Here is an 11,677-nt window from a genome sequence, read left to right as displayed (position 1 = left end):
CCGGGTTGTGTTGCCGTGATCTCTGTTGTACCGTCGCCCACAATGGTGACTGTATTTCCGTTCACCTGAGCTACCGAGGGATCGCTGCTGCTATAGATAACATCAAGCCCCGATGAGCTTGTGGCCGTTAAAGTGAAATCGGGATCACCCAGGGTTTTTGAAGCCAGCGCATCGAAGGTGATTTGCTGATCTGCTTTTGTGATCGTTAACGTTCCGTTCTCATACGTGAATACATAGTTAGCTGCGCTTCCGCCGGCAGGCACAATGGCATACGCTCCGGCATTGCTTGACGAGGTTGCTGTTGTAGATGCAACGGGCGCGGTAATGTCATCGGCATCGTCGCCATTTACAAATCCGGAATAGGATATGGTGAATTCAGGATTCTCCGTTCCATATACCCTGGTCTTGTCACGTGGTTTGGCGGTGAGGCCTGCCTTGTTTACGGTAAGTGTGTGGCCCACGCTGGTTGCTGCATAATATTGCTCGTTACCTGACTGAGATGCTGTAATGGTTGTTGTACCGGCGCCCACAACGGTAAGGGTATTGCCGGAAATAGTTGCAACAGACTCATTCGAACTTTCGTATGCTACAGACAGTCCGGAGGAAGCAGTTGCGCCCAGCGTAAAGGAAGCTGCCCCATACGTTTTTGAGGCCATGGCATCAAAATCTATGGCCTGGTCTTGCTTGGCTATGCGGATAACTTCCAAAGCGAGACTCCCATAGCTTGCTACGTAAGCATAGTCGCCGGAGACAAAAACAGACAGCGGGTTACGCAGCAAAGCGCCATCCGGAGCATCGGAATGTTTCAGGCTGCGGAAATGAACCGGCGCGGATGGATTAGAAACATCTACGATCTCCAGCGCATCACTGGCAGCACTTGCCACAAAAGCGTAGTTACCGGAAACATAGATACCCCTCGGAGCATCCAACAAGGCACCACCCGTACCATTGGTAAGGCTGCCGGCATGAATCGGTGCCGACGGATTGGAAATATCTATAATTTCAAGGGCGTCGGCACCAGAACTCGCTACATATGCGTAATTACCGGAAACAAAAATTGCCCAGGGATCATCCAGCCAGGCGCCGCCCACACCATTGGTAAGACTGCCAGTATGCACTGGGGCAGATGGATTGGATATGTTTACGATCTCCAGCGCGTCGCCAGCGCCACACACCACATAAGCGTAATTGCCCAAAACGTGGATGGCAGTTGCATCATATAGTATGGCTCCCCCGGTACCATTCGTCAAACTGCCCTTATGAAAAGGTGCAGCAGGATTGGAAATATCTACTATCTCAAGCGCGTTGCTGCTCGCCACATAAGCATAGTTACCTGAAACGTAAACGGATTGTGCGCCTGCCAGCTTCGCTCCGCCAGTACCATTGGACAACACTCCTGCAACCACAGGGGCAGATGGATTTGACACGTTTATAATTTGAAGTGCATTGCTCGACCTGCTTGCCACATAGGCATAGTTTCCTGAAACAAAAACCGAATAGGGATCACTCAGTGCGGCACCACCAACGTTATTCTTCAGACTGCCCATATGAACAGGTGAAGCGGGATTGGAAATGTCTGCAATTTCAAGCGCCTGACTGCCAAGACTCGTAACGTAAGCATAGTTTCCAGAAACAAAAACAGATTTCGGCGTATACAATTGCGCTCCCCCGTCACCATCGATCAGGACCCCGGCATGCACCGGTGCAGCAGGGTCAGCTACGTTTACTATTTCAAGCGCATCGGCGGTATAGCTCGTCACATACGCGTGGTTTCCGGAAACAAACACCGATTGTGCGCTGAACAGCTTTGCTGTATTGGTAGTTACCAGGACGCCCTTATGAGCGGGTGCTGTTGGATTGGTAATATCAACAATTTCAAGCGCGCTGCTATTTTTACTGGCTACATAAGCAAGGTTGCCGGAAACATAAACGGATTGGGGAGCATCCAGCTGGGCGGCGCCCGTACCGTGGGCCAGGCTGCCGGCATGAGTGGGTGCAGCCGGATTTGAAATGTTTATCACCTCAAGCGCGTCACTATAATCACTCGCCACGTAAGCATAATTGCCGGAAACAAAAACAGACTGAGGTCCATCCAGCAGCGCACCACCTGTACCATGCACTAAAGAGCCTTTGAGAACAGGCGCAGTGGGATTGGAAACATCTATTATCTCAAAGGAATCACTATTGTTGCTCACCACGTAAGCGTAGTTGCCCGAAACGTAAACTGAACGGGCCCAATATAACAAGGCTCCGCCGGTACCACGTCTCAGACTGCCCGCGTGTACCGGTGAGGCAGGATTGGAGATGTCCACTATCTCGAGTGCATTGCTGTTACCGCTTACTACATAGGCATAGTTACCCAAAACAAAAACATCGCTGGGCGCTTCCATCAGCGCGCCACCAGTACCATGTGTCAAGCTTCCTTTATGAACAGGAGCAGCGGGATTGGAAATATCGATGATCTCAAGTGAATGGCTGTAGAGGCTCACAACGTAAGCGAAATTACCTGAAACGTAAACAGACTGCGGTGCATACATCAGCGCACCGCCTGTGCCATGTGCTATATTACCTTTATGAACCGGAGCGGCAGGGTTGGAAATGTCAATAATTTCAAGCGCATTATCGACCACACTCACAACATAAGCGTAGTTACCTGAAACGTGAACAGACATGGGCTCATCCAGGAGAGGCCCGGCAGCGCGATGTCTCAGGCTGCCAGCATGTGTGGGAATGCCAAGCTGCATTTGAGCATATGTGTTGTAAGATATGCCCATAAAAACCAGGAGCATCGTTGCTACAACCAGCCTGGTAATGTAACTTTTTCCCTGGCTGCAGACCCCGCACTCCCGATACCACTGTGTAAAATTTTCCATCATGATCTTAAATTGATTTTCAACAAACATTTATCGCTTCTTGCACGTAAAATTCGGTTTCCAGAATGTCACGAAACGTATAGACAGGCCCGGGATGTAGCGATTGGGTATTGAAATAGAGCTACCGGGCACTGAGATATCGTGTTGAATTGGTGTATTTTTGAATCTTGTCTTAACAGAAAATGGTGAAACTGAAGCTTCTTTTACTCCTCACGTATTTTGGGGTAATTTCTTTGGCCTCCGCGCAGGAGATCACTCCGCTATCGCAAAAGGATTCTGCAGATTATCTGGTAACGCTCGCCACCGAAAAAATAAACGGAGATCCGCAGCTGGCTACAGCGCTGCTCCGGCGTGCGTATGTGCATTCCGTTAAAGCAAGATACAGGGCAGGCGAAGGCAAAGTACTGTTCCTGGAGGCCCGGCTGCTGGGTGGGGACAATAAGAATCAGGAAGCCATCGATACTTTTTTAAAGGCCGCCCGCCTGTTCGAGACACTCAAAGACTCTACCCGTGCCGGCAGGGCCTACACGGGTGTTGCCGGTATCTACAACTTTAAGTTCCTGAACTACACCAAGGCCTACCAGTATTGCAACAAGGCCATCGAATTATTACAGAACGATAGTGTCTATCTGGCCAACGCGCTGGGTACCCTGGCATCGCTACACCTGCGCACCGGAAAATTCGATGATGCGCTAGAACTCTACAAGAAGGACCTTGACGGGCAGCGAAAACGCAATAACCTTAAGGGCATGTGCATCTCCCTGAACAACATCGCCACCGCCTACGATCACAAGAAAGACTACAAAACCAGCATAGCCTATTACGAAAAAGCAATGGAGATCAGCCGGGCGATCGGTGACGATGGCAACACTGCGCATATCCTGCTGGGCCTGGGACCGATCTTCTGTGAGCTGAAGGACCATCAAAAAGCAAAACAGGCCCTTGATGAGTCGCTTGCGCTTTCGGAAAAACATTCGCTGTTCGACAAACAGGTATACGCCCTTCAGGGACTGGGTATGGAATCGGAACACCTTGGAAAAATGGACCAGGCCGTTACGTATTCGCTACGGGCCAAAAAGATCGTTGAACAAAAGCACCTTCACTTCATCAAAGGATCGATCTACAAACAGCTCAGCTGCATCTATAAAAAAGCAAACAAACCCGTGCTGGCGCTGGAGTACGAGCAAAAGTATTCACAGTTTCAGGATTCGCTCGCCCATCAGGAAAAACTTGCCCTTGCCAACCTGAAGATCGATGAAAAAAATACCACGCCTCCGGCTCAGAACAATGACACGTCTGACTTCAGGGGCGGGTGGATGATCGCCCTCAGCATGATCATTCTGGTGCCAGGTATGTTCTTCATCTTTTACAAGAAACGAAAGGAAAAAGAAAGTTGGTCTGATGCAGGTGTTTCGGCCGATGTGTTTCCGCAGCCGGAACAGCGTTCAACCGATGAAGAACCCGAAGCAACGCACAATAACGAAGCAGATCAAAAAGAAGGTCACCCTGAAACTTCCGAAACCACCCTCCAGCACCTGGAAGTGATCAACGGAGAGGGCATCAAACTTTTGGCGCTCAACAACATCTGGTGGTTCCAGAAGGAAGGAAAGAACTACCACGCATTCACTGAAACGGGAAACTACCGCGTACGGCAGAACATCACAGAGCTCGAACAGGCGTTGCCCAGGAGCAGGTTTTTCAGGATCAACCGCGCCGTGATCATCAACACCGAACAGATGAGCAACTATTCCTTCTGGGAAAACCACAAGTACATCATCCGCATGAAGGACACCAAAAAATCGGAGTTCGTCATTTCCAGGAACCGGCTCAGGGAGATGAAGGAAACGTTTCAGGTGATTGAAGGAACTGAGAAGTAAGGAGTAAGAATTAAGGAGCAAGGAGTCCACGGTCAACGGTCCACAGACCACGGACGTGCAGCAGAGCAGAACTATCGTACATCGTAAATAGTACCTCGAACTCCCTCGGAATACTTCACCGCTGTCGACTGTGGACTATCCCAACAGTCTTTGAATGTAATCACTCACTTCGGCAATCCGCTCCCTGGTAAATTTCCCGGTCGCGGCATCCACCCATCCCTGTTTCAGGAAGTACTGGGCTTTTCTGTTGCATTGACACTGATTGCCACGGATAACAAGGCTGCATTTATTCTCGGTCCAGCTTCTGAGGTCTTTCCGCGCGCGTGACAAGCGCTTCCGGAAATTGTCGGGTGAGATGTCCAGCGCTTCAGCCGCCGCGTTGTGATCCATTTTAAAAAGGTCAGACAGAATGATCACCATACGCTGCTCCTCATCGAGGCACAACAGCATACCCGCAAGATAATGCCGCAGCATCGACTCACCCCTCACCAGCTCCTGATCCACAGCGCCATCTTCTACCTCGCTGGCGATCTCCAGCGAATGCTGCAATTTTTCGTTTTGCTTGGCCTTCAGGATCTGGTTCATGGTAATGCGATACAACCACGTGGTGAAGGAGCTGCGTTGCTCAAACCGGTCGAGGTGCAGCAGTACCTTGACAAAAACATCGTGTGTGATATCTTCCGCATCCGAGACGAGTGTACGTTTCGCCAGCCGCAAAACAAAAGGCCTGTACCGGCATACCAGCGCATCGATGGCCTGTTCATTGCCACCCTGGGCCATCGTCACCAGCTCAATATCAGGATAGTTCTTCAGCGCTTTGATCATGATCATGCAACTTTACGCGTCTCACCACAGATGGCAGCGTCAATCTCGAGAAGCTGATAATAGGCGATCTTATGGTGCGCCGTGCTGATGTAGGCATCTTTGATGTGGCAGTCCGCCGGCGAGATATCCCAATAGAAGGCCGCACGTTCTGTAAAATAGGTATTGAGGGCGTTGCACAGGTGTTTCAGCGCTTTGACCATTGACAGGGAAGCTGTGTCATCAGCTATAATGCTTGCATGTGGAACGGTCTGAACGCTCACATACCTGAAGTCGATGCAGAGGTGCCTGGAAACGATCAGGGCCTGCCCCAAATATTTCAGCTTGCCCTGAGGCGCATCGGGAACGTACAAGGTCACGTTGCTGCGACCGTAAAAAACGAGCGCATATCGCTCCTCTCCTATCGTTTCAAAGCGAACAGACGGCGTGCCTTCTGCTTCCCTGAAAACAGTGATCTGCACAGAATTCTTCATGGAGGTTTTGTTATTCTTCACACTCAAAAATCTTCAACAGGAAGAAGATTGAGCGCACGCGCGGCCTCCGGATGCAGGTATTCGGTACTGAAACAGCGTTCTTGGATGCTGAAATGGAGTCTAAAAGTCCACAGTCGACGGTCGACAGTCCACGGACGTTTCAGTGTTGAAACAGGTTAAATCCTTTTTTAGGAAAGTACGAAGTACGATCAGGGTCACGGCAAAACCCGTTGAGGGCTTTTCAAGGGTAGTGCTTTTTCAAGCTTGGTGCCACCTGCATAACCCTCGAAGGGTTGAGGCTGCCGTGGACCGCGGTCAGTGGACCGGCTCCCTCAATTCGCAAACCCGATCATCAGCACGATCCGGTTGCGGCTTTGCGATTCGTATGAAACGATGTAGTTCAGAAACTCGATGGGGGTTTTAAATCCGTTGATCTTTCCTTCCCTGAATTTGTTCTCGATCATTTTTGTCATGGCTTCACCACTTTTGCTGAGGGCATCGAGCAGGCTTTGTTTGTGAAAACGCTGCGGGAAAGCGCCGGCCAGCTCCACAACAAGCTCCGGGTTGTTTTGTCCCAGCCACAGCATCCGGACCTGGTGCATATGCATGAATTGCTCGATCAGTCGTTCGTTCTTCTGCAGCGACTGGTCGTTGAAATGATCCTCCTCAATGCACTCCAGCAGTGCCAGGTTGATAAAATTGTTCACTTTCCAGGTTTCAATAAATCGTTTCATTTTATCGGGTGTTAATTCTTGTTCTTCGATATTGGATCTCCCTCCGGATTCTGCTGATCCTTCGACCATGCAAAAAAAATTTAGGGTTATTATATAAGGAGGGCACGAGGGCACCTCCTTATATAGATTTTTAAATCATTAGTTCACATCCCAAAATAATTTTGTGGTTGACGCATCACCGCCAATGGCAGCTGCCGCAAGCTCGCGTTGCGCGCCATTGACATTTTGCTCTACAATGGGATAGATCATGCGCACCGGAACTTTAAGGTTATCCGGAACATCCGGACCGCTGGGTGGCAGCAACACCGGATAGTCAAGTCTTCTCCACTCCAACCAGCTGTCGTAACCCCTGTTATTCAGCGCAAGCCATTTCTGTGTGCCGATCTTCTGCTTGTAATCGCCTGCCGCGGTAGTATAAGCAACCGCTGATTGCGCCAGGTAGGTAGTAGCCTCTGCAGCTGTTCCGCCCCAGTACAGGATCGAAGCTGTGATCGCTTCATTGTAATAGGTCTCGGCATTTCCGGTGATAAATCCTCTTTCAACCGCCTCGGCCAACAGGAACTGAACTTCCGAATAGTCAAGCAGCAATGCTTCGAACGTAGGCGCGGATATTTTGTCGCTGATATGCGATGTTAGCGCATAATCATTGGTGAATCCGATCCGGCCGCCAACATAGGCTCCTCCCACGGTTGTGAAAAAGAAAGGCCTTCTGGGATCGTTGAGCGTGTTCATCACATCAATGATGGTTTTGCCGGCAACAAAATCCTTACGCGTGGTGAAAGGTGTCACCAGGTTATTGGAAAGTGGATTGTTGTTCGGCGAGGAAGTCAGATAGGTATGCCGCGCATTTTCTGCGTTGGATGTGATGACGTTTGGTGCGGCTTGCTGAACAAGTGTTTTAGCCTTCCCTGGATCCTTATCCGCCAGCACCATAGCAAGTTTCAGCTTCAGCGAATTGCTGAACTTCTTCCACTTTTCGATGTTTCCGGCATACAGGATATCGGCAGAACCGGTAATACCTGTAGCAGTGGTACTGAAGCCAGCGATGGCGGCATCGAGCCGGGTCAGCAGATCACTGTAGATCTCGGAAGCATCATCATAGGCCGGCAGTGGAATTTTCGGATCCAGCGCTTGTTTATAAGGAACGTTACCGAAGGTATTTACCAGCACAGACCATGTGTATACTTCCATCACTTCGATCTGGGCCAGCTGATTCGATTTTACCTCGGGCAACAGTAATGCATCGGCATTCACAATACGTTTCGATTCTTTCAGGTCTGCCAGCACATCTCTGTAAAGTCCTCCCCAGAAGTTCTCAGGTATGTTGCGGGCGGTCATGCTGTACCTGGCTTCAGTGATATATTCAACCACTGACCATTGCTGCACGTATAAACGAAAATTATTGGTGTTCACGTTGGGTGTCGTGATGACGTCAGACAGGTTTTTAACGGCGTTGCTGAACAGTGTTGTCGCCGGAACGGCCGCAGCTCTTTTCTGATCTATATTGTAATCATCGAGACTGTCTACGCAGGCGGTAACCAATACCACCGGCAGCAGAAATAATATGATACGTTTCATTGCATTAATTTTTTAAAATGACACAGTGTTAGAAACTGAATTTGACGTTGAAGCCATAGGTTTTTACAGAAGGATACGCGCCACTCTGGTACCCGCCATTGAGATTACCTGAACTCAGGGCTTCTTCAGGATCAGAATACGCCATATTCTTCTTCATCCACAGGTTTCTGCCAAACACAGAAAGGTTGATGCTCTTGAGCGGTCTGAGCCTGTCCATGATGGTTTGAGGAACTGAATAAGAAAGTGCTACTTCCCTCAGCTTGATGTAGCTTCCGTCATATACATACCATGCATGCGGCGCGGCTGCACCACCATTGGCGGAATATCCGAAAGGGGTTAGGGAATTGGTATTCTGGTTCTCCGCATAGATATCGTTGGGTGAACCATCGGCTTTCACACCTTGCAGCAGTACACCACCGCCTTCAGCAACCGGGAGTCTTGATTGAACACCCCTGGCATTCAACCCAGCGGTATTGGCATACATGCCGCTCCCTTCTCCATACCATTGGTCAAGCGAGAAGATATCGCCGCCGTGCCTGATATCGATCAGGAAATTCATTGAAACGCCTTTATAACTCAGCGTGTTATGAATACCGCCGAGCCAGTCGGGGTTCGGATTACCAATGATCTCGGCCGAGTTGGTCGCTTTCATATAATTTCCTTTATTGTCCACGGTTCTTTGTCCATTGGTGTAAAGGAAATTTGTGCCGCGGATCACACCATAAGGGTAGCCTTTGGCGGCATTCAGTGTGACGCTTCCCTGTAAGCTCAGTGTGTTCAGCTGAACATTGGGAACCGCATTCGCTCCTTCACCGTACAGGTCGATCACTTTATTGCGGTTACGTGTAAAGTTCACCCGCATGGTCCACGAAAAATCGTTGGTCTCAACCGGCGTAACAAACGCAGACACTTCGATGCCTTTATTGCGCATTTCACCAGAGTTCACCCATGCTGAATTGAAACCGGAAGCAGTGGTTATGCTCACCGGGATGATCTGATCATACGTATTGGTCTGGTAAGCCGTGAAGTCAAACCCTACCCTGCCATCGAAAAAGTCCGCCTCAATACCTGCCTCGTAACTTCTGGTCCTTTCAGGTTTTAGATTTGCATTGTTCTTGGTGTTGGGAAGTGTGAAGAATGTCGTCGATCCAAATGCAGTGGGCTTGTCGTACACGTCATAGAGGCTCAACGCGGGCGCATCGTTGCCGACCTCGGCGTAATTGACCCTTACTTTTCCGGCCGACAGCCAGGGCTGCTTCAGCACGGTAGCGTAGGCAAAAGTTCCACCCACTGAAGGATAATAGAATGTGTTGTTATCCAGGGGAAGCGTTGTAGACTTCTCCCTGCGCCCGGCCAGCTCGAGGAATGCGATATCCTTATAGCCAAAGGTAGCGTTGGCAAACACTCCGTCTACGCCGATCCGCGTATATTCCTCGGTCGGTGCAGGTAACGTGCCGGCCGAGTTCGCCAGGTTATACAGCTTGGGCACAACAAGGCCGTTGCTGGTGGTAGCCCTGATAGAGGTAAGAATGCTCCTGCGCATATTGCTGCCCAGCAAACCACGGAAACTTACCTGGTCAGAGATCTTTTTGTTAAAGTTCAACAGCAGGTCAAAATTGGTTTCGTTGAAGTCGCGGTTAAACCTTGTATATGACCCTCCCGAGTTTGAACCTGCGCTGCCAACAGCATAACGTTCTTCCTGAAAATCTGTAGTACCATCGTACGCCACCCTTCCGGTTATATCCATCCAGTCCGTCACCTTGTAATTAGCCGAAGCATAGCCGAACAGGTGGTTGCGGGTATCATTGGCGTAGTTCTCATAACGGATCCAATAGGGGTTATCGGAGTAAAGTGGCGATGCATCGTTCACGCCTGACCAGTTCCAGGTAACATTTTTCCTGTTCCGGAAGTAGGCTGCCTTCATCTCCTTGAGGTCAACATTCATTTGCCACCATTGGCGGAAGGCTTCATTCGGGTTTCGCGAGTTGTAACCGGTGCCGTACCGTCCAAGCCCCTCGATGTTGGAGAAGTTGGCCGATGCCGTCACACTCAGCTTTTCGGTGAGCGAAAATGTAGACGTGAAATTGAACAGGTTCTTATCGAGCTCGCTGTTAGGCAGAATTCCTTTTTCATCGCTGCGGGTATAGGCAAACTGGAACGTATTCCTGTCGGTGCCACCACTCACGGAAATGCTTTGGTTAGACGATACGGATGTTTCAAAAAATGCAGTGGGGTCGTTCTTCGCCGCTACCCAGGGCCTTGCCTTGCGATAGTTGGGTGAAAAAGGATCGAGCGCATCCCAGTGATAGACCATCGATCCATCGAACCTGGGGCCGTAGGAAGCATCGGCCCTGAAATTAACCGCAGGTAAGGTGCCATCATCGAATGTACCCGTAGCAAATACCTGGTCGGCTCCTCCGCCATATTCCTTCTGATAACGTGCGTAAGTGTCTTTGTTGATGGTGCCGAAGGTAATGCCGCTGTTGATGGTTATATCAAAGCTCTTTTTGGCGCCCTTCTTTGTCGTGATCATGATCACGCCATTCGCAGCGCGTGATCCGTACAACGCCGTGGCTGCAGCGCCCTTGAGCACGTTTACCGAAGCGATATTGTCCGGATTTATATCCGCCGCAGCGTTACCATAATCAGGGCCTCCCCTGCCCGCGTTCTGGGATGCGGTATTGGTAGAATTGTTCACCACCGGTATACCATCCACCACGAACAACGCCTGGTTGTTACCCATGATAGACTTGTAACCCCTGATCACCACGTTGGTAGAACCGCCCATGGTGTTGTTGGTCTTGATGTCGAGACCGGCAACCCTGCCTGAAAGCGAAGTGACAAAGTTGGCACCCCTGGTCTGAACGATCTGGTCGCTGGTCACCTGCTGGGCCGCATAGGGCAGCTCGTTCTTGTTACGCTGGATACCCAACGCAGTGACTACTACTTCAGAGAGCTGGGTGGCGTCTGACTCCATCTGCACATCGATGATGGATCTTCCGCCGATCTCAACCTCGGTGCTTTTCAGACCGATAAATGAAAAAACCAGTGTACCTTCAGAGGCGACCAGTGAATAACGGCCCTGCGCGTCGGTCACCGTTCCGTTTGAAGTTCCCTTGAGAACAACATTGACGCCCGGGATCGCCGAGCCTTCATCAGCAGCAGTGACCCGGCCCGAGACCGTTCGCTCCTGCGCGTACGTGGCACTTCCTACAGCCACACAGGCTGCGAGAAACACATAGTGTAGAATCTTCGTCATAGATTAATGAATTTGGTTTCAGGGTTTGATCCGCGCACTGGAAGCGTGTGACGAAAAAAAA

7 protein-coding genes are annotated in these 11,677 nt (G+C 50.3%); 1 reads left to right on the top strand and 6 read right to left on the bottom strand.

Features of this window, described 5'->3' with window-relative positions:
• Nucleotides 1–2,876: MBG domain-containing protein (locus KK083_RS21390; protein ID WP_317195240.1), on the bottom strand; the 2,876-nt coding region annotated here is incomplete at its 3' end.
• A 179-nt stretch (nucleotides 2,877–3,055) separates the two neighbouring features.
• Here KK083_RS21390 and KK083_RS21385 point away from each other — a divergent pair.
• Nucleotides 3,056–4,750: a tetratricopeptide repeat protein gene (locus tag KK083_RS21385; protein WP_254167439.1), complete on the top strand. Its 1,695-nt coding sequence runs from the start codon at nucleotides 3,056–3,058 to the stop codon at nucleotides 4,748–4,750.
• Nucleotides 4,751–4,885: 135 nt separating this feature from the next.
• Here the strand turns inward: KK083_RS21385 and KK083_RS21380 are convergent, their stop codons facing one another.
• The 5 genes from KK083_RS21380 to KK083_RS21360 form a co-directional block, all read right to left on the bottom strand.
• Nucleotides 4,886–5,581, bottom strand: coding sequence for an RNA polymerase sigma factor (locus KK083_RS21380; RefSeq protein ID WP_254167437.1), 696 nt, complete (start codon nucleotides 5,579–5,581; stop codon nucleotides 4,886–4,888).
• The gene (locus tag KK083_RS21375; RefSeq protein ID WP_254167435.1) at nucleotides 5,578–6,045 is read right to left on the bottom strand and encodes a hypothetical protein; all 468 of its coding nucleotides are present in this window, start codon (nucleotides 6,043–6,045) and stop codon (nucleotides 5,578–5,580) included. The genes KK083_RS21380 and KK083_RS21375 overlap by 4 nt, the downstream gene beginning before the upstream one ends.
• Nucleotides 6,046–6,377: 332 nt before the next feature.
• Nucleotides 6,378–6,779, bottom strand: a complete 402-nt coding sequence (locus KK083_RS21370) for a hypothetical protein (protein ID WP_254167433.1) — start codon at nucleotides 6,777–6,779, stop codon at nucleotides 6,378–6,380.
• A gap of 138 nt (nucleotides 6,780–6,917) precedes the next feature.
• On the bottom strand, nucleotides 6,918–8,357 hold the full coding sequence (locus KK083_RS21365; RefSeq protein WP_254167431.1) for a SusD/RagB family nutrient-binding outer membrane lipoprotein: 1,440 nt from the start codon (nucleotides 8,355–8,357) through the stop codon (nucleotides 6,918–6,920).
• A 28-nt stretch (nucleotides 8,358–8,385) separates the two neighbouring features.
• On the bottom strand, nucleotides 8,386–11,616 hold the full coding sequence (locus KK083_RS21360; protein WP_254167428.1) for a SusC/RagA family TonB-linked outer membrane protein: 3,231 nt from the start codon (nucleotides 11,614–11,616) through the stop codon (nucleotides 8,386–8,388).
• Between the last annotated feature and the right edge of the window lie 61 nt (nucleotides 11,617–11,677).

Origin of the sequence: Chryseosolibacter histidinae (genome assembly GCF_018598225.1) — a bacterium.
Classification (GTDB): Bacteria; Bacteroidota; Bacteroidia; order Cytophagales; family Cyclobacteriaceae; genus Chryseosolibacter; species Chryseosolibacter histidini.
The sequence above is the reverse complement of the archived record's forward strand: the minus strand, read 5'-3'. Positions and strand labels throughout refer to the sequence as shown.

Excerpts from the sequence above, each read along its gene's own strand:
- KK083_RS21360 (WP_254167428.1), bottom strand. The coding sequence starts at position 11,616 with ATGACGAAGATTCTACACTATGTGTTTCTCGCAGCCTGTGTGGCTGTA.
- KK083_RS21380 (WP_254167437.1), bottom strand. The coding sequence starts at position 5,581 with ATGATCATGATCAAAGCGCTGAAGAACTATCCTGATATTGAGCTGGTG.
- KK083_RS21385 (WP_254167439.1), top strand. The coding sequence starts at position 3,056 with ATGGTGAAACTGAAGCTTCTTTTACTCCTCACGTATTTTGGGGTAATT.
- KK083_RS21370 (WP_254167433.1), bottom strand. The coding sequence starts at position 6,779 with ATGAAACGATTTATTGAAACCTGGAAAGTGAACAATTTTATCAACCTG.
- KK083_RS21365 (WP_254167431.1), bottom strand. The coding sequence starts at position 8,357 with ATGAAACGTATCATATTATTTCTGCTGCCGGTGGTATTGGTTACCGCC.
- KK083_RS21375 (WP_254167435.1), bottom strand. The coding sequence starts at position 6,045 with ATGAAGAATTCTGTGCAGATCACTGTTTTCAGGGAAGCAGAAGGCACG.